Annotated in this window: 26 protein-coding genes and 1 pseudogene; 13 read left to right on the top strand and 14 right to left on the bottom strand. The window is 63.3% G+C overall.

What is annotated here, in order from left to right; translation table 11 throughout:
* Positions 1–6: 6 nt before the first annotated feature.
* The 3 genes from I6F36_RS23285 to I6F36_RS23275 are packed head-to-tail and all read right to left on the bottom strand — an operon-like array spanning position 7 to position 3,156.
* The gene (locus tag I6F36_RS23285) at positions 7–933 is read right to left on the bottom strand and encodes an ABC transporter permease (RefSeq protein ID WP_225172251.1); all 927 of its coding nucleotides are present in this window, start codon (positions 931–933) and stop codon (positions 7–9) included.
* A 1-nt stretch (position 934) separates the two neighbouring features.
* Positions 935–2,047 carry an ABC transporter permease gene (locus I6F36_RS23280; RefSeq protein ID WP_225172250.1) on the bottom strand — a complete coding sequence of 371 codons (1,113 nt, stop codon included), beginning with the start codon at positions 2,045–2,047 and terminating at the stop codon, positions 935–937.
* A complete protein-coding gene (locus I6F36_RS23275) occupies positions 2,044–3,156 on the bottom strand; it encodes a BMP family ABC transporter substrate-binding protein (RefSeq protein WP_036007715.1) in 1,113 nt (370 codons plus the stop codon). The genes I6F36_RS23280 and I6F36_RS23275 overlap by 4 nt, the downstream gene beginning before the upstream one ends.
* A 397-nt stretch (positions 3,157–3,553) precedes the next feature.
* Between I6F36_RS23275 and I6F36_RS23270 the strand changes: the two genes are divergently transcribed.
* Both I6F36_RS23270 and I6F36_RS23265 read left to right on the top strand, forming a co-directional pair.
* On the top strand, positions 3,554–4,810 hold the full coding sequence (locus I6F36_RS23270; protein WP_225172382.1) for an allantoate amidohydrolase: 1,257 nt from the start codon (positions 3,554–3,556) through the stop codon (positions 4,808–4,810).
* Between the two features lie 107 nt (positions 4,811–4,917).
* Positions 4,918–6,291, top strand: a complete 1,374-nt coding sequence (locus I6F36_RS23265) for a hypothetical protein (RefSeq protein ID WP_225172249.1) — start codon at positions 4,918–4,920, stop codon at positions 6,289–6,291.
* 11 nt (positions 6,292–6,302) lie between these two features.
* Here I6F36_RS23265 and I6F36_RS39880 read toward each other — a convergent pair.
* The 3 genes and pseudogenes from I6F36_RS39880 to I6F36_RS23255 form a co-directional block, all read right to left on the bottom strand.
* Positions 6,303–6,439, bottom strand: a pseudogene (locus I6F36_RS39880) (C4-dicarboxylate transporter DctA); the annotation flags it as partial.
* A gap of 37 nt (positions 6,440–6,476) precedes the next feature.
* Positions 6,477–7,490 (bottom strand): formamidase, encoded by a 1,014-nt coding sequence (locus tag I6F36_RS23260; protein ID WP_225172248.1) that lies wholly within the window; start codon positions 7,488–7,490, stop codon positions 6,477–6,479.
* A 135-nt stretch (positions 7,491–7,625) separates the two neighbouring features.
* Positions 7,626–7,847 carry a hypothetical protein gene (locus I6F36_RS23255; RefSeq protein ID WP_225172247.1) on the bottom strand — a complete coding sequence of 74 codons (222 nt, stop codon included), beginning with the start codon at positions 7,845–7,847 and terminating at the stop codon, positions 7,626–7,628.
* A gap of 348 nt (positions 7,848–8,195) precedes the next feature.
* Between I6F36_RS23255 and I6F36_RS23250 the strand changes: the two genes are divergently transcribed.
* Positions 8,196–8,372: a hypothetical protein gene (locus I6F36_RS23250; protein WP_192893126.1), complete on the top strand. Its 177-nt coding sequence runs from the start codon at positions 8,196–8,198 to the stop codon at positions 8,370–8,372.
* A gap of 19 nt (positions 8,373–8,391) precedes the next feature.
* Here the strand turns inward: I6F36_RS23250 and I6F36_RS23245 are convergent, their stop codons facing one another.
* From I6F36_RS23245 to I6F36_RS23235, 3 genes are all read right to left on the bottom strand, one after another.
* Positions 8,392–9,771, bottom strand: a complete 1,380-nt coding sequence (locus tag I6F36_RS23245) for a VWA domain-containing protein (protein WP_225172246.1) — start codon at positions 9,769–9,771, stop codon at positions 8,392–8,394.
* 5 nt (positions 9,772–9,776) lie between these two features.
* Positions 9,777–10,724, bottom strand: a complete 948-nt coding sequence (locus I6F36_RS23240) for a MoxR family ATPase (RefSeq protein ID WP_225172245.1) — start codon at positions 10,722–10,724, stop codon at positions 9,777–9,779.
* 147 nt (positions 10,725–10,871) lie between these two features.
* Entirely contained in the window at positions 10,872–11,072 is a 201-nt protein-coding gene (locus I6F36_RS23235) for a hypothetical protein (protein ID WP_036007702.1), read from the bottom strand.
* 223 nt (positions 11,073–11,295) lie between these two features.
* Between I6F36_RS23235 and I6F36_RS23230 the strand changes: the two genes are divergently transcribed.
* Positions 11,296–12,270 (top strand): quinone oxidoreductase, encoded by a 975-nt coding sequence (locus I6F36_RS23230; RefSeq protein ID WP_036007700.1) that lies wholly within the window; start codon positions 11,296–11,298, stop codon positions 12,268–12,270.
* 164 nt (positions 12,271–12,434) lie between these two features.
* On the opposite strand, the gene I6F36_RS23225 is transcribed toward I6F36_RS23230, so the two are convergent.
* Together I6F36_RS23225 and I6F36_RS23220 are read right to left on the bottom strand one after the other, a co-directional pair.
* Positions 12,435–12,710, bottom strand: coding sequence for a hypothetical protein (locus tag I6F36_RS23225; RefSeq protein WP_225172244.1), 276 nt, complete (start codon positions 12,708–12,710; stop codon positions 12,435–12,437).
* 101 nt (positions 12,711–12,811) lie between these two features.
* Positions 12,812–13,420, bottom strand: a complete 609-nt coding sequence (locus I6F36_RS23220; protein ID WP_036045323.1) for a S24 family peptidase — start codon at positions 13,418–13,420, stop codon at positions 12,812–12,814.
* Between the two features lie 155 nt (positions 13,421–13,575).
* Between I6F36_RS23220 and I6F36_RS23215 the strand changes: the two genes are divergently transcribed.
* Entirely contained in the window at positions 13,576–14,112 is a 537-nt protein-coding gene (locus tag I6F36_RS23215) for a GcrA family cell cycle regulator (protein ID WP_036007691.1), read from the top strand.
* A gap of 45 nt (positions 14,113–14,157) precedes the next feature.
* Positions 14,158–14,733 carry a hypothetical protein gene (locus I6F36_RS23210; protein ID WP_225172243.1) on the top strand — a complete coding sequence of 192 codons (576 nt, stop codon included), beginning with the start codon at positions 14,158–14,160 and terminating at the stop codon, positions 14,731–14,733.
* Between the two features lie 45 nt (positions 14,734–14,778).
* Here I6F36_RS23210 and I6F36_RS23205 read toward each other — a convergent pair whose 3' ends face one another.
* On the bottom strand, positions 14,779–15,135 hold the full coding sequence (locus tag I6F36_RS23205; protein ID WP_036007687.1) for a hypothetical protein: 357 nt from the start codon (positions 15,133–15,135) through the stop codon (positions 14,779–14,781).
* 569 nt (positions 15,136–15,704) lie between these two features.
* Here I6F36_RS23205 and I6F36_RS23200 point away from each other — a divergent pair.
* Together I6F36_RS23200 and I6F36_RS23195 are read left to right on the top strand one after the other, a co-directional pair.
* Positions 15,705–15,890 (top strand): hypothetical protein, encoded by a 186-nt coding sequence (locus tag I6F36_RS23200; RefSeq protein ID WP_036007684.1) that lies wholly within the window; start codon positions 15,705–15,707, stop codon positions 15,888–15,890.
* Positions 15,891–16,023: 133 nt separating this feature from the next.
* Positions 16,024–16,365 (top strand): phasin, encoded by a 342-nt coding sequence (locus I6F36_RS23195; RefSeq protein WP_036007681.1) that lies wholly within the window; start codon positions 16,024–16,026, stop codon positions 16,363–16,365.
* Between the two features lie 287 nt (positions 16,366–16,652).
* Here I6F36_RS23195 and I6F36_RS23190 read toward each other — a convergent pair whose 3' ends face one another.
* Positions 16,653–16,970 (bottom strand): cytochrome c, encoded by a 318-nt coding sequence (locus I6F36_RS23190; protein ID WP_036007678.1) that lies wholly within the window; start codon positions 16,968–16,970, stop codon positions 16,653–16,655.
* Between the two features lie 301 nt (positions 16,971–17,271).
* Between I6F36_RS23190 and I6F36_RS40010 the strand changes: the two genes are divergently transcribed.
* Positions 17,272–17,358 carry a hypothetical protein gene (locus I6F36_RS40010; RefSeq protein WP_368736791.1) on the top strand — a complete coding sequence of 29 codons (87 nt, stop codon included), beginning with the start codon at positions 17,272–17,274 and terminating at the stop codon, positions 17,356–17,358.
* Between the two features lie 144 nt (positions 17,359–17,502).
* Here I6F36_RS40010 and I6F36_RS23185 read toward each other — a convergent pair whose 3' ends face one another.
* Positions 17,503–19,299 carry a ShlB/FhaC/HecB family hemolysin secretion/activation protein gene (locus I6F36_RS23185; protein WP_225172242.1) on the bottom strand — a complete coding sequence of 599 codons (1,797 nt, stop codon included), beginning with the start codon at positions 19,297–19,299 and terminating at the stop codon, positions 17,503–17,505.
* A 131-nt stretch (positions 19,300–19,430) separates the two neighbouring features.
* On the opposite strand from I6F36_RS23185, the gene I6F36_RS23180 reads away from it, so the two are divergent.
* From I6F36_RS23180 to I6F36_RS40005, 4 genes are all read left to right on the top strand, one after another.
* A complete protein-coding gene (locus tag I6F36_RS23180) occupies positions 19,431–20,672 on the top strand; it encodes a FecR domain-containing protein (RefSeq protein ID WP_225142906.1) in 1,242 nt (413 codons plus the stop codon).
* Between the two features lie 47 nt (positions 20,673–20,719).
* The gene (locus tag I6F36_RS23175) at positions 20,720–23,461 is read left to right on the top strand and encodes an EAL domain-containing protein (RefSeq protein WP_225172241.1); all 2,742 of its coding nucleotides are present in this window, start codon (positions 20,720–20,722) and stop codon (positions 23,459–23,461) included.
* Between the two features lie 340 nt (positions 23,462–23,801).
* Positions 23,802–24,782 (top strand): ABC transporter substrate-binding protein, encoded by a 981-nt coding sequence (locus I6F36_RS23170; RefSeq protein ID WP_225172240.1) that lies wholly within the window; start codon positions 23,802–23,804, stop codon positions 24,780–24,782.
* Positions 24,783–25,190: 408 nt separating this feature from the next.
* A partial coding sequence (locus tag I6F36_RS40005) for a twin-arginine translocation signal domain-containing protein (protein ID WP_225172381.1) occupies positions 25,191–25,335 on the top strand: 145 nt, incomplete at its 3' end.

Here is a 25,335-nt window from a genome sequence, read left to right as displayed (position 1 = left end):
TGCGTGTTACCGTGTGATCGAGAGTTCGGCGGGCGCGCCGGTCAGCGTCCGCTTCGGCGAGCAGGTGATGATCATGATCGCCAGCGTCAGGATGTAGGGCGCGGCGTTGAATAGGTGATAGCCAGAGGTGACGCCGACCGATTGCAGCGCCGGACCCAGCGCCGCCGCGCCGCCGAAGGCGAGCGAGGCCCACAGGCAGAGCAGGGGATCCCAGCGCGCGAAGATCACGAGCGCCACGGCGGTGATGCCCTGGCCCGAGGAAAGGCCCTCGTTCCAGCTTCCGGGGTAGAACAGGGACAGAAACGAGCCGCCGATGCCCGCGAGGAAACCGCCGGCCATGGTGGCGCGCAGGCGGATCAGCAGCACGGAATGGCCCATCGCGCGTGCGGCATCCGCGCTCTCCCCGGCGGTGCGGATGAGCAAGCCCCAGCGGGTGGTGCGGAAGGCCCAATAGAGGATTGGCGCCAGCACCACGCCGATCAGGAACAACACGTTGATGCGCAGCGCTGCCTGGACTTGCGGGATGTCGCTCCACCAGCCGAAGTCGATGGCGGGCAGCCGCGGCGCTGTCGGCTCGATCAGCGGCTTGCCAAGATAGAACGCAAGGCCAGTGCCGAACAGCATCAAGGCAATGCCCACGGCAACGTCGTTGACGCGCGGCAGCGAGCAGATGCCGGCATGCAGCGCACCCAGCAGCGCGCCGGTGATGCCGGCGGCAAGCACGCCGAGCCACGGGGAGCCGGTGAGATAGGAGATGCCATAGGCGCTCATCGCGCCCATCACCAGCGTGCCTTCGAGGCCCAGATTGATGCGGCCCGCGCGCTCGGTGATGCATTCGCCCAGGCTCACGAACAGGAAGGGGGTGGAGACGCGAATGGCGCCGCCGAGGACGGCGAGCGGGACGGTCCAGAGGCCGATCGATCCGTCTGCCATCTCAGGATTTTCCCTTCAGGAATCCGATGCGGCCGTAGAGCGCATCGCTGGCGAGCACGAAGACGAAGATGATGCCCTGCAGCACCAGCACGGACGCATCGGGCAGCCCCAAGCGGCGTTGCAGCAGGCCGCCGCTGGCGCTGATGCCGCCGAGCAGGATCGCGACGGGGATGATGGCGAGCGGATTTTGTCGCGCCAGAAAGGCGACGAGAATGCCGGTGAAGCCGTAGCCGGCGGCGAGGTTGGCGTTGGTGCGTCCCTGCACAGCGGCGACCTCGACCATGCCGGCGAGGCCAGCCGCGCCCCCCGCAAGGAAGCAGACGGTCAGGATCAGCTTGTCGACGCCGAGGCCGACGATCTTCGCAGCACGGATGTTGCCGCCGGCCACGCGTGCGGCGAAGCCGAACACAGTCTGATAGATCAGGATGTAAGAGGCGATCGCCGCGATCAGGCCGAACACGAGGCCCCAATGCACGTCGGTGCCGGGAATGGAGCCGATCATGTTGGCGGCGCCGATCTCGCGGGTGGACGGCTTGTTGAGGCTGGCGGGATCGCGCATCAGCCCCTCGACGAGATGATTGAGGATCGCGAGCGCGATGTAGACGAGCAGCAGGCTCGAGATGGTCTCGTTGACGCCGCGATACTGCCGCAAGCCGCCTGAGAGCATGATCCACAGTCCGCCGCCGATCACGCCGGCGCAGACCATGGCGATCTGGACGACGAGCGGCGGCAGGCCCTGCAGCGCGAGTGCGGCGCTGGTTGCCGACAATGCGCCGATCAGCAGCGCGCCTTCGCCACCGATGATGACCATGCCGAGCTGTGCCGGCAGCGCGGTACAGAGTGCGGTGAGGATCAGGGGCGCTGCGCGCGTCAGCGTGTTCTGCCAGGAGAACCAGGTGCCGAACGCGCCGTAATACATGTAGAAATAGAGATCGAGCGGATTCTTGCCGAACATCGCGACGAAGATGCCGAACACCGCGAGCGCGCCGACCAGCGCCGCGCCCGGGATCAGGACATATTCGATCGTGCCGCCGTGACGCTGGAGGAAACCGGGATCGGCGGCCGGGGCGACTGTCCCGACCGCGTCCGTGGAATCCGCCGCTTCCGTCGTCACGAAGTGGCTCCGAGCACGCCCTCGACGAGGTAGTCCATCTTCTCCAGTTCAGGATCCTTCTGGCCGCGATTGGTACCGGCGGGGATCACCGTCTTGCCCTTGTTGTCGACCAGCCCACCCTTGAAGATGGCGTAGCCTTCTGCCGACAGGAATTTTGCCTTGGCCTCGTCGGCCGCTTTGCGCGCTTCAGCCGAGACCGCTTCGCCATAGGGCGAGGTCTTGACGATCTCTTCCTTCAGGCCGCCGCGGTAGAAATTCGGGATGCCTTCGCCGGAGGCGATCATCTTGACGAACTTCGGATAGAGGGCTTCCCAGTTCCACTCCGCGCCGGTGAGATAGGCCTTGGGTGCCAACGCCGATTGGTTGGTGTGATAGCCGCAGACGAAGGCGCCGCGCCGCGCCGCGTTCTCGACCATGGTCTTGGGCCCATCGACGTGGCAGGTGAGCACGTCCACGCCCTGATCGATCAGGCTGTTGGTGGCTTCGGCCTCCTTGACCGGCATCGACCAGTCGCCGGTGAAGATCACCTGCGTGGTGGCCTTTGGATTGACGGACTTGGCGCCAAGCGTGAAGGCGTTGATGTTGCGCAGCACTTGAGGGATCGGCTTGGCCGCGACAAAGCCGAGCTTGCTGCTCTTCGACGTCAGGCCGGCGACGATGCCGGAGATGTATTGAGCTTCGTCGATATAGCCGAAATAGCTGCCGGCGTTCTTCGGGTCCTTCTCGCTCCAGAGGCCGCCGCAATGCTCGAAGCGGAGCTTCGGGTACTTGTTGGCCATCTTGATCATGTGCGGATTGTAGTACCCGAACGAGGTCGGGAAGAGCAGGGTGGCGCCGTCGAGATTGATCATGGACTCGATCGTCTTCTCGACCGCGTCGGTTTCCGGCACCTTCTCCTCCTCGACCACCTTGAGGCCGGGAATCTTCTTCAGCGCCGCCGCGCCCTGCGCGTGCGCCTGGTTGTAGCCGTAGTCGTCGCGCGAGCCGACATAGATGAAGCCGATGGTGGTTTCGGCCGCGAAGGCCGGGCGGAGGCCCGCTGCCGCGCCGAGGGTGAGGGCCGCGCCGCCCTGCAACACATGACGTCGTGAAATCCTGCCAGAATCCATTGCTCGCTCCCCTTGGCGGATGTCCCGCCTTGATCTCACGGCTGCGCCGGCTTGGCGGAGCCGGGATCAGATGTCGCAAGCTTCGTGCCAGAGACTATGAAGAGAGCAGTTCGTTGTAAGTACTTGAAATAAAGATGGAATAATGTGTGTTCTGAACCTGGCGAGGAAAGTGGCAGGCTAATTTATGGGCAAGATATAAGTATTGTATGCAGAGGAGTTGAGCAGCCAGAACGTGCTCGCGCATGTGCATGAGCCGCGTCGGACGGTCGGCCGGCAAGGCGCATTCATGCTAACCACGCGCTGACTGGGACGGCGCCGGAGGATGTTCGCTGGCACCGAACTTGTATCGATTGTCGTCAGGACCGCCGTGTCCTCAGAAGATGGAAAGCTCGCCGAGATGGGCGCTGGTACCGTTCACGATGCATCGCTCGGCAATGAGATCGTTCGCCGGATCAACGAGCTCGGCGCGATCTCGGAAGACCCCGAGAAGCTCACCCGCATCTTCCTCAGCAAGGAGCTGCGCAAGGCCGCGGACCTCATCATGGGGTGGATGCGCGAGGCCGGCATGAGTGCGAATCTGGACGGGATCGGCAATGTCTGCGGACGGTACGAAGGCGACCGGCCGGGCATGCCCTGCCTGATGCTCGGCTCGCATTACGACACCGTGCGCGATGCCGGCAAATGGGATGGACCGCTGGGTGTGATCACGGCGATCTCTTGCGTCGCCGATCTCAACCGACGCGGCAAGCGACTGCCGTTTGCGATCGAGGTGATCGGCTTTGCCGACGAGGAGGGAGTGCGGTTCGCTTCGACCTTGCTCGGCAGCCGTGCGGTGGCCGGCACCTTCGATGAGAGCGTGCTGAATACGCGCGACCGCGACGGCGTGTCGATGCGCGAGGCGCTCGTGCAGTTTGGCCTCGATCCCGACCACATCGGTGCGGCCGCGCGCGCGCGGCGCGAGCTGCTTGCCTATCTCGAATTGCACATCGAGCAGGGGCCGGTGCTGGAAGCGCAGAACCTGCCCGTGGGCGTCGTCACCGCGATTGCCGGGGCCACGCGGCTTGCGGCGCGGCTGACCGGCATGGCCGGTCACGCCGGCACTGTGCCGATGGCGCTGCGCCGTGACGCGCTCGCCGGCGCGGCCGAATGCATCAATGCGATCGAGCAATTTTGCCGCACCGACGAGGGCGGCCTCGTCGGCACCGTGGGCTACATCCAGGCGAGGCCCGGCGCGACCAACGTCATTCCGGGCGAAGTATCCTTCACCATCGACATGCGCGCGCCGACCGACATGCATCGCAAGCGCGCGGTGGCCGATGTCGTCCGCCAGATCGAGGCGATCGCCAAGCGGAGGCAATTGGCACTCCAGCTCGACGTTACCCACGAGAACCGCACCGCGCCCTGCGCGCCCTGGCTCAAGCAGCAGATCGCGCAAGCGATCGAAGCCGAAGGCTTCTCCGTGTTCGAGCTGCCGAGCGGGGCAGGGCACGACGGCATGGCGATGATCGACATTGCCGATGTCGGCATGATCTTCGTCCGCTGCCGCGGCGGCATCAGCCATCACCCGGACGAGCATGTCGCGCTCGCCGATGCCGACGCCGGCGCGCGTGTGCTGCTGCGGGTGATCGAGAATTTCGGGCCGCGCAAGGCCTAGGCGAGCGTCACGAACCCGCAAGTCACCGGGTAGAGATACGAATCAGTCATGTTTAAGATGGTGGCCATCATCACGAGGGTCACGAGACAATCAGCCGATTGACGGACATGAACAGCGACATCTCTTTTCCATCACATCGTGAAAACCGGTTCTATCAGGGGATGGCTGCGACCTTCGTCGCCAACGCCCTTCAGGCGGTCAATTTCCTCGGTGATCGATTCCTGAGACAATCGCATCATCCGTTGTCGGCGATCGAGGACCTCTATCGGCACTCCATGGACAGCGCCTTTTCGGTGACCGAGGCCTTCCTCGTCACCGGCGCACCGCACGCCTCCGCCTATTACCCCCGCGACTTCGCCTGGTTCTATCCCGACGTTCTCGATCCTGAAACCATCATGGATGCGCGGGACGCGGTGCGACGGGTCCGTCTGCTCGAGAAGAGCGTGCGCCTGCTGCTGGAGGCCGTTCGCGCCGACGTGGTCACCACGACCATCGTACCGGCCGGGCGCGGCCGGTATCTCGGCGTGAACTATTTTTCGCGACCCTCGGATACGCTCCTCGGCATTCTCGCCGGTCTGCAGCAGATGATCTCTGCCGAGGAGAGGGCGTCGTCCTACCTTGCGATGTCGCAATGCGCGCATGCCGGCCGCTTGTTGTTGGCCGAATATGGCGGAGACCTGAAGCGCGCGATCCTGAAGCTTGCGAGCGAGCTGGAGTCCTTCGACGCTGACGGCACCAGATATTTGCTGTGCGACGCCAGCGGCCCGCGCTCCGCGGCGACGGATACCCGCGCCGAGCGCCGGCGTTTCGTCACCAATGCCTGCGTCTACACGACCTTCGTGTGGGGCGTGCAGCTCGGGATCGTCGGCGAGAATGAGCTGAAGCGGCTGCTCGGGCGCGACCTTGCGCAGTACAAGAGGGATCTGCTCCGCCTCTTCGGCAAGAACGGCTACATCAGGCATTCCCTGGACGGCCCGGCGAGCTCACCGGCATCGTCGGTCGCATTGGATTTCGTCAGCGTGCATCGCGGCTTCTGGGATATGAGCGAGGCGAGCGAGCGCGCGCTGTTCGCGGCCACGACGGATCTGATCATCGCCGAGCCACGGTTTCGCATTCCGAGCACGTTCCACTTCCTGGTTTCGGCGGACAACCCGCGGACCAAGATGATCCACAAGATTGCAGCTCCCGCATATCAGGGGCGTTCCTCCTGGCCGACGTTCAACGTCGAATTTGCCGACCGCATGCTGGATTACGATGAGTTCTCGGGTGGCGATACCTATCGGGCCTGCGCGCAAGGAATCCTGAAGGACATTCGCGCCGCGACCGAACTCCACGGCGGCTATCAGGAGCTGATTTCGGAGCAGGGTCTGAAGTATCGCACCTGGGCCTATAAGGGTGCCGTGGCCCACTCGTGGTTTCCGCGCTTTCTGTCGGTCTGGAGGAGGGCCTACGGCACGCCACTCCTCCAGTGGAACGATTGATCGCCGAACCTCTATCCCGCCGTCACGTCGACCACCTCGCCGCCCTCCAGCACCTTGGCCGCCTTGGCCGGTCGAGATCGCCTTCCCAGGCCGCGACCGCGACGGTTGCGACGCAATTGCCGACGGGGTTGCCGAGCGCGCAGGCCACGGTGCCAGATTGTCGCGGTTTCACCCGAGAAACCGGGTTATTCCGCCGCCTTCGCCGTCTTGCCGAACATCCGTGTCGGGGCCGGGAAGCCGCACGAGGTGCCGTCGGTGACCTTGACCTGATTTTCCCACGGCAATCGGAAGGTGCCGGCGACCATGTCCTGCATGAAGGTGTAGGGGCAGTCCATCGCGCCGCCCTTCACCGCGACATAGCCGCGGTGCCAGAGCTGGTAGAGGTTGTTTTCGACGCCCCAGTTGATGCGGGCTTCGCGCACGAGATCCGGCCGGACCTCTGCGGTGATGATCTCGTCGGCACGGCCGGTCGGACCATGCGCCAGCACGGTGCCGTCGAAATTGACGATCATGCCTTCGCCCATGGAATCGAACGAGCCGTCCGAGCCGCACATGCAGACATTTGCGGTGATCATCAGATTCTGAAACGAATTGGCCTGGTTGGTGAAGCGCCAGGCTTCGCGGATCGGCGCGGTGTAGCCGGCGGTGCGGATCATGATCTCCGCGCCTTTGTAGGCGCATTCCCGTGCCATCTCCGGGAACATGCCGTCATGGCAGATGATCAGCGCGATCTTCGCGCCCTTCGGTCCCTCGATCACGGGAATGCCGATGTCGCCGGGCTCCCACGGCTCGACCGGAATCCAGGGATGAAGTTTGCGATAGTAGAGCTTGATCTCGCCGTGATCGTCGATGATCAGGCCCGAGTTGTAGGGATTGCCATGCGGGTTGAACTCCATGATGGAGAAGCAGCCCCAGATCTTGTTGTCGACACAGGCCTGCTTGAAGGCCGCAACCTCCGGTCCGTCAAGCCGACACATGATCTCCGGATTGGTGTCCATCGACAGGCCGTGCAGCGAGTATTCGGGGAAGACCACCAGATCCATGGTGGAGAGATTGCGGCGGGCCTTGCCGACCATCCAGACGATGCGCTCGGTCTGCCTGGCGAGATCGGCCGCGCTCACCACGCCAGGCAGCTGCAGCTGCACAAGTCCGATAACCACACCGTTGGGGGATTTGTTCAGCCCGCCAAGCCCGTTCATGATCAGCTCCCTTGCCTGTCTGGCGCAGCGTCGTCGCGCGCCAGATCTTGTCGCAAGAAGCAAATCCGATTTCGATGAAGAGCTAAAGGTTATTTTTCAGGCGATGGCGCAGTTACGCGGCAGCAGGCGATCTCGTCACGCCACGAGATCGAGCAGCCGGCATGAGCCGCGCACCAGCACCTTGCGTCCTGTGGATGTTATCGCAGGCACGCCGTCATTCATGACAACGAGGCCGAGCTTGGCGAGGCTTTCGACGAGATAGGCCTTCGCGAGGCGACCGTTCGACACCGGGGTGCGAAGCGCCTTTAGCGCTTCCCACTGGTCGGTCGATAGATCAAAGTCGAAATCGTTGCTCATGGTGCCTCAGCCGATCGTCCGGTTCGCGCGCTCCTGTTAGCGGCGCTGCATGAAGACCATGCGACGACAATGAGTCGGGAATTCGGTGCGCTGTTTAGAACGTCTCTTCACAAATTGCCGCACTTCGTTACGCCTTAAAGGTAAAGATCGTTCGCGCACAATCCTCCTGATCTCCGATCACTAATTGATGATCCGTGTTTGATGGTGCGGTGCGAGCTGCTGCGGTGCACGGCAAGCATCGCTGTCCTATTCTGCGTCGCGATATGCACAGAAATGATGAGGCGGGAGATTGAGGACTCTGTTACCTTGGCCTGCGGGGAATGGCTTCACACGGCAGGAGTGGAGTGCATGAACAGGCTGGTGGAAATTCGCAGTCAGGAATTCCTTTGCCGAGAGCGCGCGGCGCTCGATTCGAAGCGCCGGCCGTTCTGGCTGGCGCAGGCAGAAGAATGGGAGCAGCGCGCGCTCGACGAAATCGCGCGTCACTTTCGGGAATGCAATCAGGCCGAGCTGAACGCCGCCTGACGGAGGCGGCTGTTATTACTTATTGATAAGTCGCCACAATATCGGAAACAGCGCGTTCGAGCTGTTGCGCGGTGGCGCATTGGCGCACGACGCTGCAAAAGGTTGCGTAGCGCGGCATCTCGGAATCGCCAAAGCCCCAGGCGAGCCGCCCCTCGGGATTGAGCCAGACCAACCGCTTCGAACGCTCGGAGATCCGGCGCAAAATGTCGGCGCGTGGGTCGAGATTGTTGCTGCGGGCATCGCCGAGCACGATCACCGTGGTCTGCGGCGTCAGCGCGCTCATGAACTCCTTCTCGAAATCGACCAACGAGGCGCCGTAATCCGACGAGCCGAAACCGACCTTGGACATGATCTCGGACATCGCCTCCTCCGGCGACTTCGTCTCCAGGATCTCGCTGACCTCGATCAGGTGCGAAGAGAAGGCGAAGGAGCGGACGTCGTCGACCACCTCGTGCAGCGAGTGAATCAGCAGCAGGAAGAAGTCGGAGACTTGCGCAACGGAGCCCGAGACGTCGCACAGCGCGACGATCTTCGGCCGGTCGCGATGCTTGCGCTTCCATGCCGTGAGGAAGGGCACGCCGCCCCAGGCCGCGTTGCGGCGGAGCGTTCGGCGAACGTCGAGATGGCCGCGGCGCTGGCGCTTGCGCGGCTTGGAATAGCGCTCGCGCAGCCGGCGTGCGATCTGGCGGATGAGGGCACGCATCTCGGCGACCTGGCGCCGCTCGATGCGGGCAAGCGGCGCGTTGCGCAGGATCTCGTTGCGGAGGTTTTCGGCCTCCTCGCGGGCATAGAGTGCGAGCCCTTGCGAGACCGTATCGCGCACGGCTTCGCGCAAGGCATCGAGCGCGGCGCGCAGGCGCTCGGCCTGCGACGGGTTGGTCGCGGTCAGTTGGTCGAGATCGTCGCGCAGGCGCTGGAGGCCCATGGCGTCGAGGATGCGGCTGGAGAATATGCCGCGCTGGGTGGAGTAGCGGATGTCGGACAGGGAGGCCGCGCCGGAGGCGCTGGCAATCGCGGCAGCGATCGCGTTGCGATCCTGCGACAATAGCATCTGCGCCAAGGGACCCAGGCCCTGGGAAGGCTGACCTTCGCCCGCCTCGCTCGCCGAGCCGGCGGAGGGCGGCTGATCCTCGCCTTGCGCAGCATCGTCTTCGCCGGCAGCCTCAGGCTGCTCCTGTCGCGGCTCCGGCTGGCTGAAGAACAGATCAAAGCAGTCGCCGAGCGCGAGCTTCTCGTCCTGCGACTTGGCGAGCGTCAGCAGCAGCGCATCGCGTAGCACGGCGCGGTCGGAGATGCCGACCTGCGCGACGGCGCGCATCGCATCGATGCTTTCGGCCGGCGAGACGTGAACGCCAGCCCCGCGTGCCGCCCGAAAGAAGCGATGGAGATTTTCGCGCATCGGCGTCAACCGAAGACGTTGGACCGGGCCGCCTTGGCAATGAAGGTCGTCACCTGCGGCGTCGCGGCTTCGATGTCGGCTTCGTATTTCAGGAGCACGTTGAGCGTGTCCTTGACGATCTCAGTATCGAGTTCGGAAGCCTGGAGCAGTACCAGCACACGCGCCCAGTCGATGGTCTCGCTGACCGAGGGCAGCTTCTTCAGATCCAGCGAGCGGATCTCGTGGATGAAGCCGACCATCTGCCGGCGCAGCGTCTGCGAGATGCCGGGCACACGGCTTTCGACGATGCGCTCCTCGAGCCGCTGCTCGGGAAAGCTGATATGCAGATGCAGGCAGCGTCGCTTCAGGGCATCGCCGAGGTCGCGCTCGCTGTTGGAGGTGAGGATCACCGTCGGCGGCGTGATCGCCGAAACGGTTCCGAGCTCGGGGATCGTGACCTGGAAGTCGGACAGGATTTCCAGCAGCAGCGATTCGAATTCGGCGTCCGACTTGTCGATCTCGTCGATCAGGAGCACGCAGCCGCCCGGCTGCTCAAGCGCCTGGAGCAGCGGCCGCGGCTCGACGAATTCCTTGGAGAAGAACACGTCGCCGAAATCGTGGAGCTGGTCGAGCGCGGCATGCAGCGTCTGCGCGCCGCCGAGAACCTCGCCGAGCTTGTCCTTGAGGATCTGCGTGTAGAGAAGCTGCTTGGCGTATTTCCACTCGTAGAGCGCCTTGGCCTCGTCGAGGCCCTCATAGCATTGCAGGCGGATCATCTTCATGCCGCGCCAAGCCGCGATCGCCTTGGCGAGCTCGGTCTTGCCGACGCCCGCGGGGCCCTCGACCAGGATCGGCTTCTCGATCTGCTGCGACAAATAGACGGCAGTCGCGATCTGCCGGCTCGCGATGTAGCCCTGCGCGGCGAGGCCGCTCTCCACTGCCTCGATCGAGGTCGAGGCCTTCTGATCAGCCACGAAAGGGCGCTCCCAAAGGTCTTGCGTGAGGCTTGTTCTGCCTGCGTTCCAGGCAAAGGACAAGCCACGTTTGGGAGACATCTGACCCGCGTGAACGGCGTTTTTTCCGCTAAGCGCAAATAGTTAAGCGCTTCGCTGTTGGCGCGATCAGTGCCGCAGCAGCTCCGGCTTGCGGATCGTCTGCCTCAGCTCGGCGCCGCAATCGGCGCATTCATAGACGAAGTCGATCTTGGCTAGGCTCCAATGCGGCTCGACCTCGCGCACATACATCGGCAGGAACCCCATACAGGTAGGGCAATTCACTGGCGCGATTTCGACGTCCTGATGATGCTGAACGTAAGCTGGCATCTCGGCTCTCCTTCGCAGGCGACCATCAAACCCCGCGCAAGGCTACTGCGGGTCGCCGCGGGGCCCTCATCAACTCTTTCGAACGGAGGCGGAACGGCGGCTGTTTGTGGTTCGCTGTGACATTCTTGTTACGGCTTCTATACTGTAACGGGCGGACCAAATGCCTATTTCACAGGCCGATCCGGTGTTCGAACTTTCATTTCAACGATAAAGGAGCACGCCCATGACGCATGCCATTCGCTTTCACAAAACCGGCGGTCCGGAAGTCCTGGTCTGGGAGGAGGTCAGCGTCGGCAAACCTGGGCCCGGCGAGGCGCGCATCCGCCACACCGCGGTCGGCCTCAATTTCGTCGACATCTATAACCGTTCCGGCCTCTATCCGGCGCAACTGCCGAGCGGGCTCGGCAGCGAGGCGGCTGGCGTCGTTGAAGAGGTCGGGCCTGGCGTCAGCGATCTGAAGCCGGGCGATCGCGTCGCTTATGGCGCCTCGCCGCTCGGGGCGTATGCGGAGGCGCGGCTGATCCCCGCCGACCGGCTGTTGAAATTGCCCGACGGCGTCGACGACAAGACGGCGGCGGCGATGATGCTCAAGGGGCTCACCACGCAATATCTGATCCGCCAGACCTATCGGGTGAAAGCCGGCGATACCATCCTGCTGCATGCGGCCGCCGGCGGTGTCGGCCTGATCTTGAGCCAGTGGGCCAAGCATCTCGGCGCGACCGTGATCGGCACCGTCAGCAACGACGAGAAGGCGAAGCTCGCCAAGGCGCATGGCTGCGACCATGTCATCATCTATACAAGGGAAGATTTCGTGAAGCGGGTCGACGAGATCACCGGCGGCAAGAAAGTGCCAGTGGTTTACGACTCCGTCGGCAAGGACACGTTCCTGAAATCGCTGGATTGCCTCGCCCCGCTCGGCGTCGCCGCGCTGTTCGGCCAGTCCTCCGGCGCGGTGGAGCCGCTTAATCTTGGCCTGCTCGCCCAGAAGGGCTCGCTCTACGTCACGCGTCCGACGCTGTTTACCTACGCCGCCAAGCGCGAAAATCTGGTGGCGATGGCGAATGAGCTGTTCGACGTCGTCAAGTCCGGCGCGGTCAAGATCGAGGTGCACCAGACCTACCCGCTGAAGGACGCCGCCAAGGCGCATGCCGATCTTGCGGCACGCAAGACCACGGGATCGACCGTTCTCCTGGTGTAATGCCCAACGGGACGGTGGCGCGAGCTCTAAAGCGCGATGCGATTAGGATGAATCGTCACGTCATCGCGCTTTAGGCTGTTGATTGATCATGATCGTTTCGGAAAACCGCTGCACACTTTGCGCTAACGCGGCCCTTCAGGTCCGGATCATGCTCTAGGCCTGCGTCACGTCCTCTCGTGCTTGCGCAGATCGCGGACGTGATCGAGGCGGATTGCCTGGAGATCGACGTCCTCGGGCTCGATCCGTGGGAGGGCCGCCTCGGCCAGGATGGTCGCGGTGACATCTTCGACCGAGTTCTCCACGATCTCGTGGATGAACGAGACGTTCCGATACTCACCCGAGGCGAGGCGGGAAATGACCTCGCGCCGGGTGATTTCGGGATCGACGACCGCCTCGCGGCCCCGCCGTCCGTAATCGATCATCACGACGAAGTATTGCATGAAACGACCCTGCCGCGCCCCATGGTCGGGGACGCGGCAGATTATTTCCGAAAATCGGAACTATGTCAAGTGTGATTTCTATTAATCAAAAGCGGCGGCTCTCATTTGCCCTTCTTGCGCGGCCGCGCCGACTTCGCACGCAGCCGCTCAAGCTGTCCCTTGGGCATGGACAGGCAGATCTCCCCGACCCAGTCAAGCTTGACGCCGACGATCGGCTTGGCATTGAAGCTCGTGAGGTTGACCACTGAGGGAGATTTGCCCCGCTCGATGGTCTTCAGATAGCGCTCGCCGGTCTTGAGGCGGACCACTGCCTCTTCGCCGTAGAAGCTCGACAGCGGGTGGCGCTGGTCCTTGTAGACGACGATCACGTCGCCGCTTTCGTATTTGGGCAGCATCGAATCGCCCACGATCTCGAATGCGATCGTCTCTTCCATGATCGGGAAGGGCAACGCGACGTCGCCGAGACCTTCCGGCGGAACCTGTTCGTAGTCCGGCTCGATCACGGCGCCGGCTCCGACGCGCCCCATGATCGGCGCGAGATTGAGCTCGAGATATTCCATGATCGGAATGATCTCCGAGGCCTTCACCAGGCGCTCGCCGCCGAGAATCTCCGAGACCGCGCCGGGCCGCACGCCCATGGCCGCAGCCAGGCCGCCCTTGCTCTTGCCCGTCTTCTCCAGGCCCCGCTCGATCATTGCTACGTCCAACATGGTGATTCCCTCGATTGCGCACCGTCTCGCCTCTTGTAATCCGAAATTCGGAATTGATGCAATTATGAATATCAGAAATACGGCTTGACTCTATATTCGGAATAACGGAATGTGCGTCTCGCCTCCCGGGTGGAGGCGCATCACAGGACAGCAGCATGGAACCGGGCCATTGGCCGTCGGAGCACTCCGACGCGCTTCGCGACTATTTTCACAAAGGCATGTCTTATGCGGAGATCGGAAGACAGATAAACGCAAGGTTTGGAACGGCTTATACGCGCAGCGCGGTGGTCGGCCGCGCCAAGCGGCTCCGGCTCATCGTGCCGCAATGGATGACGAGCCCGGCGCTCGCGCCGCCCTTGCCGGGTGAACCCAGCCTGCTTTCGCCGCGCCGGGTGGCGTGGCCGAGCCTCAATCTGCCGCCGAAGTCCGCCATGAAGCCTGCGGCGCGGGTGAAGTTGCGCTGTGTCGGCATCCAGCCGCGCCTGATCCAATTGGTCGAGCTCGAGCCGGCCGACTGCCGCTATCCCTATGGCGGCGACAAGGACGGTGAGGAGATCACCTTCTGCGGCCACCCGCGCCAGCCGGGCTCGAGCTATTGCGCGCCGCATGGCCGTCTGACGCGCCGTTCCGAGGCTGCGTCGGCGGCCCGTGCCGCAGGCCCGGTCGTGCTGAAGCTGGTCTCGGCGCTCTGACGGTGCCGCCCTCCGTTCAACTCTCAGTCTTGCAAGGAGATCCGAGTGGCTCATGCCCGACGCAACAAGTCCTACAAATTGGCGCAGATCTACGACCGGCGGTCGCGGGAGGTGCCGTTCAACGCCGAGATCGCGGAGGTGGAGGTCGACAATCCGCTCGCGCTCGATTCCGGCGAGAAGATCCTGGCGATCCGGTCGGTCCGCGGCGATCCGCTTGGCCGGCTGCACGCGCACCATCAGATCGACGAGGCGCAGTACCGCGGCGGCCGCGCCTTCCAGAACGATTGGGAGCGGGCGGAGCGCGGCCCGCAGGCGGTGGATACGACGCGCGAATATGTCGATGGGACGGGGACGCGTGAGCCCGTCACCGAAAGCCAGCGCCAGGCGGTGCTGCGGCTCAACAGGATCGAACGAGAGCTCGGCACCGACGGCGCCGCGCTGGTGCACGACGTGCTGGTGCTGGGTCTGACCATGGATCAGGTTGGGCAGCGTCGTGCCGTCCGCACGCAACGCTGGAACGATTACTTCGCGCGGCGTTTTCGCGAATGCCTGGACCGGCTGGCGCTGATCTACGGTTTCGCGACGGAGACGGGAACGGCGCGCGGGGGCCGACGTGGATGATTGCGGAGCGTCGGCGGTCTCGGCCGCCGGCGCTCCGCCCATTGCTTACGGGTGAGGGACGATCTGGTAAGGCGTGGTGTAGGGCTCGACGCGCAGCGAGGCATGGGCCAGCAGCCCGATCTTGGCTGTCGGTGCCTGCTGTAATTCGCCGTTGGGGCCACGATGCACGTTGTATTGCCAGACGGTGAGATCGCCCTTCTGTGCCAGCGCGTGTGCAACGGCGCTCGCATCATTGCCGCCGAGCGCCTGAAGCTCCTGCGCCGACAGTCCGACGACGATTTCGTCCTTGACGGTGACGATCTTGAACAGGTTCATCTTGGTCTCCTGCGCCCATGCGCCTTGTGTCGAGAGGGTGAGAAGCGCGATTGCGGCGCCCTTGATGAGATCGCAGCGAGAAAGCATGCCGTCGTCCTTTGGTGCTGAGGCGCGCCCAAATCGAAGAGTTTTCAGCCATGGCGCCCGTGTCTGCGTGGCCGTGCCGCAACGGCTTGGTCGCTCGCGCGTGGACGGCGGTTCACGGTGGACCGGCCGCGAGATCGACTTTCACCCGCTTAATGCAACCGCCGGGACGGATTCAACAAATGCGTGTATCTTGCTGAAGAATCGCCAATTCGTGCGCGCTAACGTGCATTTAACATCGGAAACACGACGAAACCCCGTGTTGATTGACAGCAAGAGGGGCTGTGCGCGTGATTGATGACGCTTCTTGACGCAGGTGGGTGACGGCGATCGATATTCCTGTTATCCGGAAAACGCTGTGGCGCGATGCAGACCAAGCATCGCTATACCCACGGTTGGGCTTGCCGGATGGGTTGTTGCTTGGCATAGTTGCAACCAGATGGAGGCCGTCGTTTGGACGCGGTTCAGCCTGCAACCCGGCGGGTCCCTTCGGCCGAACGTTCGTCGCCATAGTTCTGTTGCGGCGTTCGGTTCTCGAGCGGATCACGACCGATGCTTGTCATAGGTGCGAGATGAAAAACCTCAATTTCGCGGCTGAGCTGCATCTCAAGCTCGGTGTGCCTGCAGGCAGCACCGTGGAAAGTCTGCGCCTGCTCCGGGCCTTCCTGAAGCTCGCGCCGCGACAGCGCTTCGAGGTGATCAAGCTGGTCGAAGATCTCGCCACCGACGAAGCTCTTCCCGAGCACCCCCTATCCTAGAGCCCGGCCGCGCGCCCATCCTGCCCATTTTCCTGCCAGAGCAGGCTCCCCGGCATCGTTCGCCGGAGCGCTGGCGGCTGGATGGCGGTCAGGCAAATGTGGTATTCAGACGGAAAAAGGGAGGAGTGAGACCATGATCGAACCGAAAATCGAAGTTCCGGCCGAACTGCGTGATTTGGCCGAGAAGACCATCGACCAGGCCGAAAAGGCCTTCGGCATGTTCTTTGAAGCGGCGACCAAATCGATGTCGTCCGTTCCGGGGGCGGGGACAGAGGTGTCGAAGCAGGCGTTGGCTTTCACGGAGCAGAACATGAAGTCGGCCTTCGAGCATGCGCGCAAGCTGGTGCATGCCACCGACCTCCAGGAGGCGATGCGAATCCAATCCGATTTCCTCCGCAGTCAGTTCACCAGCGCCGGAGATCACATGCGTCAGATGACCGGCAGTCTCATGCAACCCGGCAAGGGCAAGTCCTGATTTTCGGTCTGTGTACAGCGTGCCCACAAATTGATCTTGTATGACGTGAAGATCCGCGCTTCGATACCGGTGCAGGTCCATGATGGGCCACCGAATGATCTCATTCGCCGTCTGTCATCCTTTCTGCTGATCCCTGCCGGTCCACCGGCAGGGATTTGCATTTGCAGCCTTCGTGCAGCCCGGCGTGACCATCCGGGATGAAGCTCAGACTATTGCTGAAGTATGACCTTCGGAAAAGCGCGCCGCTCGGTTTGCGCGAGCGCGGCCTTCGGCCGCCGATCAGGCATCTAACGCAGCGATGCGATGTAGGCCGCGATATCGCCGGCTTCGGTTCGGCTCAGTGGAAAATTCGGCATCTTCGGGTGCGGATCGAGCAGGAAGAATGCGAGCCTTTCCGCACTGAAATCCGGCCTACGCGCGACGGACGCAAAGGAAGGGACGTCGGCGCTCGCCTGAGCCTGTCCGTTCGCCACGACATGGCAGCTCGCGCACCAGCGCCTGGCGAGTTCGGCGCCGTGACCGGCATCAGCACCGAGAGCGGACGACGAGCCGAAGCCAGAGACGAGGCCAAGCAGCAGGAAAATCCGTCTCACATGTCGGAGCATAGGGCAATCTTTCTGCATTCGCTTGCGGCTGCCGCGCTCATCCGCAGCAGGATCCTGGAAATTGCGAGAGATCGATGCGAGCGACGATCGAGCGCAGCAGCCTGCGGGTCGAACGATAGAGATGCCGCATGAATGCGGGCACTCTCGCCGCGGGCAGGCCCTTCGGAACAAGGCTTTTCGTACCAAGACTTCCGGTATAGTGCGACACGTGTCTCTCCGACAGCATGTGGTTTCTTAGCGTGCCGTGTCGGAGCCGCCTTGATCTGCCGCAAAGCGTCCCGGCCAATAGTCGCCCGGGTTCATGATCATTGGGCTCTTCGTATCCGCAGGCGTGAGCGCGCTGCTGGCGCTGTCACGCAGGAAGCGGTCGAGCGTCTCCTCACGATGAGGCTCATCAGCGTCTGTGCCCGTGGAAACTCCGGCCGCGCACTCCGGCCTCATTCTGAGGAGCCCGCCTCAAGCGGGAGTCTCGAAGGATGGCCGCGGGGAAAAGCTGTCAGGATGCGACATCCCTGCCCGAAGGACCGGGCGGCTAGAGACAGCTCGCCCGGCCGCGTTCGGGGCAGAGCCGGAACGCACTCGACAGCGTGAAAAGAAAGCGTGGGCTGCGACGCTCGTTGTCCGGCGCCCGGTAGCTTAAGGGGACGGCGACGCCGAAATCGGCCTGGAGGTCGTCCGGCAGGAAGAAGCGCACACCGGCTCCGGCCGATGTCAGCGACAGCCCGTCGCTCAGGCGATAACCGTGGTTCCAGACTGCACCAGCGTCGCCAAAGGCATAGAGCTGGTAGCCGGTCCAGTAGCGGAAATTGAGCTTCTGGTCGAAGCGCAGCTCGAGCGAGCCGGCAAGGCCGTTGTCGCCGCTGATCTCGGCTGCGCCATAGCCACGGCCGAAGGCCGCGCCGCCGAGATAGAATTGTTGCGAAGTGAACAGCGGGCGCGACGCCGTCTGGCTCGCGGCAGCGAGCTTGAGCGACCAGACATCGTTGAGTGTCTGGTAGCGCGTGAACCAGAGGTTCAGGACCGAGAAGTTCGAGGAGGCTCCGTCGCGTGACAACAGATCGTCCTCGAAATGTGAGGCGCCAAAAACGTCGAGCCCCTGACGGTAGGTCAGAGTCGCAAAATTGGTGCCGCCAAAAGGATCCAACAGCCGGTAGTCGGCGGTCAGGCTCGCCGTCCTGATGTGGTCGTTGTACCAGGGCCCGTAAAGGTCATGCTCGGACACATTGCTGAAGGTCGTGGCGGCGGTCAGCGTGAGCGTGGAGGATTGCGACTGCAACGGGACCATGCTGGCACGCAGCTCGAGCGCCTGGGTCGTGGTGATGTCGCTATCGAGCCGGCGCATATCGCCCGGCCTTACCGCGCTGTACAGCACGGAAGCACCCAGGCGGACACCGTCGACGCCGACGGGCGCATCGTACGACAGCCGTGCGAAGCCGAGTTGGCGGGGGTCGTTGGCAATGGTCGACAGGTTGACCGCCAATGCATCGCCGGGCGTGAGGTAAGAGTTGAACGCGCCGGTGGCGTAGGTTTGCCAGGGACCGACCGACGAGGATCCGAGATTGTCGAGGCCGAACGAGGAGAAGACGTGCCAGGTTTTCAAGTAGATGGTCAGGCGGAAGCGGCCCGTCGTACCGCCGATCTCCTCCAGCGCAGTGTCGGTGATCCGGACGCCCGGCCTGCCATTGATCAGGAAGAGCTGGCGTTCGAGCGTTGCCAGTCGCGAAGGATGTTCGGTCAGAACCGGCGCCAGCATCGGCCTTATGCCGAACCGCTCTGCACCGTCGTCCTTCAACTCGGCCTGCACGATCGCACCTTCCAGGACCTGAATCCGGACACGGCCGTCGGCGATGTCTTGTGGTGGCACGATGGCGCGGCTCAGATGAAAGCCGGCTTCGCGGTAGAGGTCGCTGATGGCGCCTGCGATCGCGGCCAGATCCGCCTGCGAGACCTTCCGGCCGAGATAAGGCTGGTAGACAGCGGCGATGCGATCAGGGGAAACCGCATGGGCGCCGCTGACGCTGACGCCGCGCAGCACGAATTGCGGCTTGGTATCGCCGCCCGTTGTGGGCTGTCCGACGCTCGGCAACCGAACCGGCGGCCGACCGAGCGATTCCTGCTCGGTCTGGTTATCAAAATATTTCTCGGGCTGGCGCGGGTCGAAACCCGGCTGGTTCGCCTGTTGAGCGAGTGCCGCTGGAGTCGCCGCCAAAATTACTGCCGCCGATACCAATGCGGTAAGGAGATGCCGCGTCTCACCGCGCGCGGCGACTTTGTCTCCGTAGTTCAACGGAGGATCTGCCACGGGGCGGTAAGGGTTCGTTAGCCGCATGATTTTTCATAGGTTTTTATGGTCAACGATTGGTTAATCCGGCCGCTCCGCTGGCCGCTTTCCGATAATCCTATCTTGAGTGATTTCGGATACCCCTCAGGCTTGGCTGTAAACGCGGGCTGAGGATCATCATGTTCGGCAGAGTTGGAATGCGGCGCGCCCTGGCGGCGGCGCTGATCCTGGGATCGGCCTCCAGCGCATTCGCGGCGGACGACGGTGTGTGGTCCGTCAGCAAATCCTCGGGCGAGGTCTGGCTTGCGACGAGCGGCGCCCAGCAGGTGTCGTTGACGTCAGAAGGAACGCTGAAACCTGGCGATACCATTCGCACCGGTCGCAACGGGCGCGTCCTCCTCGTCCGCGGCGAGGAAACGATCCTGATCTCCCCCAATTCGGTGGTGGGCCTGCCGGCCGAGAAGAAGGACGGCCTGTCGACCACCATCATCCAGCAGGCGGGTTCGATCCTGCTCGAGGTCGAGAAGCGCAACGTCAAGCATTTCGAGGTCGAGACGCCCTATCTCGCCGCCGTGGTCAAGGGAACGCAGTTCAGCGTCACGGTCGGTGCCGGTAGCACCAAGGTCGGCGTGCTCCGCGGCCAGGTCGAAGTCTCCGATTTCAAGACGGGACAGATTGCGCAAGTGATGCCCGGACAAGCGGCCACCGTGTTCGAACACGGCAAGCCCGGTCTCAGCCTCAGCGGTGCGGGGACGCTCAATCCGATCGAGCAGGGCAAGCCCCGCGCACCCACGATCGAGCGTGTCCCAGTGCCGAAGTCGGGCCTGTCGGCGCCGCGCCATGCGGCCAATGGCCATGCCATCCATGCGCTCGGCCCCATCGACAAGGGAAGCAAGGCGGCCGGCGCACCCAAGGCCTCGGGGCAGGCGGCCGGGGGGCATGCCCCCAAGGCAGGAGCCGTGCGCATTTCGGCCGCGCTGGGAGAGGTCAAGCTGAACGTCCACAAGGCGACGCGCGGCCTTGCGCACGGCGGCGTTCCGCCGGGGCAGGCACGTAACGCGAATGCCAGGGGCGACAGTCAGACGATCTGGAACGATGGCAAGACGAGCCCGGCTGCATCCAACGGCGCGGCAAGCAGCGGTGCCGCCAGCGCGAACGCCACGATCGCCGCAACGACGGCCGGCGCATCCAGCGATGCCCCGCGAGCAAACAACGGAAAGGACGGTGGCAACGGTAATTCGGGTAACAACAACGGCAACGGCGGCAACAGCGGCAACGGCGGCAATCCAAACAATAGCGGTAACGGCGGCAGCAACGGTCACGGTAACAGCAGCCATGCCGACAACGGCGCCACCGGCAATGGCAGAGGCAACAACGGCCACGGCCATGGAAATGGCAGCAATGGGCACGGCAGACGCTGAACTCTAGGTGGACGCGTCCGTCGGGGCGGGTGTGGGGGGAGGCTCGGGTGAAACGCTATCGGCCGCATATTCTTGTCGTGATCGCGCTCGCGGTGGTGTTGTCCACGGGCTGGCACGCTGCGCTTCGCAATGCGCTCACCGATCTTCGATTCAAGTGGCAAACGCGTGCGGCCACCGGCGACATCGTCGTGGTTGGTATCGATGCGCCGTCGATCGACCAGATCGGGGTGTGGCCCTGGCCGCGGCGTCTCCATGCCGAAATGCTGCAAAGGCTGGAAGCGGCAGGCGCGCAGGAGGTTGCCTTCGATGTCGATTTCAGCACGCCGTCGGATCCCGCCTCCGACGCGGCCTTCGCCAAGGCATTGCGAGACGCCGGCGGTTCGACGATCCTGCCATCCTTCAAGCAGCCGACACCGAGGGGCGGCCCGGCCCATGTCAACCGGCCGCTGAAGTCGTTCAGCAACCAGTCGTGGCCGGCTCTCGTCAATGTCGCAATCGAATCCGACGGGCTGGTTCGCCGCTATCCGTTCGGCGAGAAGCTCGGCGATGCTTTCATGCCTTCGATGGCCGTCGTGCTGGCGGGACAGGACGCCAATCGGCGACCGCCCTTTCTGATCGATTTCAGCATTCGCGCACCCTCCATTCCCGCCTTCTCCTATGTCGACGTGCTGCGCGGCGATAGCGCCACGCTCGACAAGCTGAAAGGCAAGAAGGTCATCATTGGCGCCACGGCGCTCGAGCTCGGCGACCGTTTCAGCGTTCCGAACGGCAGGATCATCTCGGGGCCAGTCCTCCAGGCGCTCGCCGCTGAATCGATCCTTCAGAACCGGACCCTGCGCTGGACATCCGATGTCGGCATGGTGGTCGGACTGGGCGCGATCTGCCTGCTGATGCTGTATTCGTGGCGCCGTATCGCGCCAGGACTTCGCGTCGCAATCCTCCTCGCAACCGGGGCGGTGGTCGAGCTGGCCGCAATCCTTGTGCAGGCAAGATGGCCCCTGGTCATCGATACGTCGCTGTTCCACATCGCCATCGTCGCTTACCTGACCGCGATTGCGCTCGACGAAATCGACTTCCGCAGCCTGCTCGGACGCATCGCCGAGAGCCGCTTTCATCGCATCGCGATGTCGCTCGGCGACGGGCTGGTCTGCACCGACGAGGATCACCGCATCACGGTCTGGAATCCCGGCGCCAGCGCGATTTTCGGCTACATGCCGGCCGAGATCATCGGCCGCCCGTTCGAAACGCTGTGCGCTTTGCCGGCACACGCCGGCGCAAGGCCGTCCATGCACGACGCCGCGCGCCAGGCGCTTCTGGTTCCGGGCGGCGCCGTCGTCGTCGAGTTCGAAGGCCGGCGCAAGAGCGGGGAAACCTTCCCGGTCGAGGCGAGCTTTTCGGGCTGGCAGGGAACGGACGGCTTTCAATATGGTGCCATCCTGCGCGATATCTCCGTGCGCAAACGTGAAGCCGAACGCATTCGATATCTCGCCGAACATGACGCGCTGACGGGGCTGGCCAACCGGAACATGCTGCATGTGGGCCTGACCGATCTGATCGCCGCGGCGGAGCGACGGTCTTCGAGCGTCGCGTTGCTCGTGCTCGGGCTCGACGGCTTCCAAGAGATCAATAACATGCTAGGGCACTCCGCCGGCGATCTGGTGCTGCGCGCGGTCGCCGAGCGGCTGCGGAGCGAAGTCGGTGGGAAGGCGATCGTCGCCCGGCTCAGCGGGGACGAATTTGCCATCGCGATCGATTGCGCAGAGATCACCGAGCCGGTCGCGGCGGTGACCGAGCGAATCGCGCGCGCGTTCGAAGCCCCTCTCGCAACCGGCACGCGCCAGCACCGGGTCAAGATCAGCGTTGGCGTCGCCGTCTATCCTGAAGGCGGGAGCAACGCCGATGACCTCCTGAGCAACGGCCATCTCGCGCTGACGAAAGCCAAGGCGACCAGGCGCGGCGGCCACGTCGTATTCGAAGCCGCGATCCGGCAGGAGCTCGAGAACCGCTTGAGGCTGGAGGGCGAGCTGGCGCTTGCCGCCGACCGCAGCGAATTCGAGCTGTTCTACCAGCCGCAAGTTCGTCTGATCGACGGCAGCCTGGTCGGGGCCGAGGCGCTGATCCGCTGGCGGCATCCGGTGCGCGGCAACGTCTCGCCGGCCGAATTCATGCCTGTTGTCAACACCTCTGCGCTGTCGGAGCGGATCGCGAACTGGGTGATGGAGACCGCCTGCCGCCAGGCGCGAGCTTGGGAATTGTCCGGCAACGACGTGCGCGTGGCGATCAACCTCTCACCCTCGCAGCTTCAGTCCGGCGACCTCGCGCATTCCGTTGCAGCGCTGCTCGAAGAGACCGGGCTGACGCCGTCGCTGCTCGAGATCGAAGTCACCGAAGACATCCTGCTGCATGACGAGCGCCGCGTGCTTGAAATGTTCAAGCGAATTCAGGAGCTCGGCGTCCGGATCCTGTTCGATGATTTCGGCACCGGTTATGCGAGCCTGAGCTATCTCAAGAAATTTCCGCTCGACGGTCTCAAGATCGACCGGTCGTTCGTCTTCGGTCTTCTCTCGAACTCCGACGACGCTGCCATTGTCGGTTCGACCATCGGCCTCAGCAAGCAGCTCGGTCTCACCGTCGTGGCCGAAGGCATCGAGAACCGCGCAACGGCCGACTTCCTGGTCGGCATGGGATGCGAGGAAGGGCAGGGCTATTTCTTCGGCCGTCCGATGCCCGCCGAGGCGTTTGAGAGACAGTTCCTGGCGGCTGAGCTCGAGACTGTCAGCGCCGCCTGAGCGAGCGGCTTTGGCCTGCGCGTTGACACCAGCACTCCGAATGGAGGCTGGTTGTCTTGGCGAGCACCGTCGCGCGGGTCAACATCCGGTATTCAGCGTCCAGTGACGGTGCCCACATTCCTTGCTTCCCGCGAGTTCGCATCGCGATCTGAGCGCGGAAATGCGCCACGGGGATTGGCCTCGCATGGTCTGCTTTCGAAAGCTGAGCGGAGAGGCCTCTTGAAGTGCGCAGGGCAGCTTTTGACCCAACTCGGACATCGGACCGCGGCGAAGCCGGTTTCATCCCTACCAAAACGCTGGCCTCAGTCATATGATGCCGTCGTCTGCGGTTGAGGTAGGTATGAGGCGCCGGGATTTGCTTGGTGCTCTTGCTGGTCTGGTGGTCGTGCGGCCGGTAACGGGCCGCGCGCAGCAATCCCCTCGATTGCCAGCCATCGGGTTCTTGGGTCAGAGCACCCCTTCGGTCGAGCGCCAACGGCTTGCTGCATTCTTGAAGCGACTGAGTGAACTCGGATGGATCGAGGGGCGAACAGTCGCGATTGAATATGCGTGGGGCGAAGGAAACAGTGAACGCTTCGCTAAATTTGCGACGGATTTCGTTCGGCTTAGAGTCGATGTCATTGTAACCTCGGGGACCGCAAACGTTATCGCGGCGATGCAGGCAACATCGGTTATTCCGATCGTGTTCGCGGTGGCGGGAGACCCAGTTGCAAACAAACTGGTTGCGAGTTTGGCGAAACCTGGCGGCAACGACACGGGCCTCTCGACGGTAGCAACCGATCTTGCCGGCAAGCGCCTAGAACTTTTGCGCGAGGCCATTCCAAGTCTTCGGCGTTTGGCAGCTATTGGGAACATTGGCAATTCCTTGTCCGCACTGGAGCTTAGTGAAGTGCAAGCGGCGGCGGCGAGGCTTGGTCTTGAGACCGACATCCTCACAATTCGTCAAGCAGAGGACATCCCGTCTGCCTTCGAGGCGCTAAAAGGTGGTGCAGGGGCATTGTATATAGTTGCCGATCCGCTTGTGAATACCCACCGCGATCGGATCCAGACTTTAGCAATGGGAGCGCGACTGCCAACAATCTACAACGCCAGAGAGCACGTCGAAGCGGGTGGCCTCATGTCTTATGGGCCGAATTTTACGGATTTGTATCGCCGCGCTGCCGAATACGTCGACAGGATTTTGCGTGGAGCAAAACCCGCTAATCTTCCGGTGGAGCAGCCGGCCAAGTTCGACTTCGTCGTAAACTTGAGGACCGCCAAGGCCCTCGGCCTAGCTTTGCTGCCGTCGATGCTTGCCCGCGCAGATGAAGTGATCGAATAGAGCTGTTGTTTGCTGCGGCGCATGAGTCCGTTCATGGCCCTTCTGCGAAGTTGCGCCTTGGCGGTCGGAAGTCCGCTCGTTGAGCCAGAGCGGACCAGAGTTGCTCAACCTGAGTTCTTCGCATTGTGACCCTAAGCGGAAGTCGTCCAAAGATTCAGGCGTCTTTTCCGGACGCACGAGATCGTGTACTCTTTAAATAGCTGTCGTCGCAGGCGGGAATGCCGAATTCCTCGCGGGACTGAACGGACAGCAGTCGTGCCATCGGCAGCATTGCACTCGAAAAACCGACTTCCTTTTTCGCCGGTCCTTCAGCATTCGCATTCCAACGCGGGTGCGCACAAGGCGCGCCCGGATGCTTTGAATCTGAAACGCGGGCCCCAGAGCGTGCCTGCGAGGGAGGAGATCTCCATGGCTGACCACCCCACTATTTCGACTGAATATGACCTGGCATCGCCGACCCTGCCGACCACGGCGGTCACTCGCCGCTCGCTCCTCGGCGGGGCCGGCATCGCAGTTGGCGCCGCCGTGCTTGCGTCTCCGCCGGGTATGTCCG

The sequence above is a fragment of the Bradyrhizobium sp. BRP19 genome, assembly GCF_020194195.1.
Classification (GTDB): Bacteria; Pseudomonadota; Alphaproteobacteria; order Rhizobiales; family Xanthobacteraceae; genus Bradyrhizobium; species Bradyrhizobium yuanmingense.
This window is presented reverse-complemented; position numbering and strand designations above follow the sequence as displayed.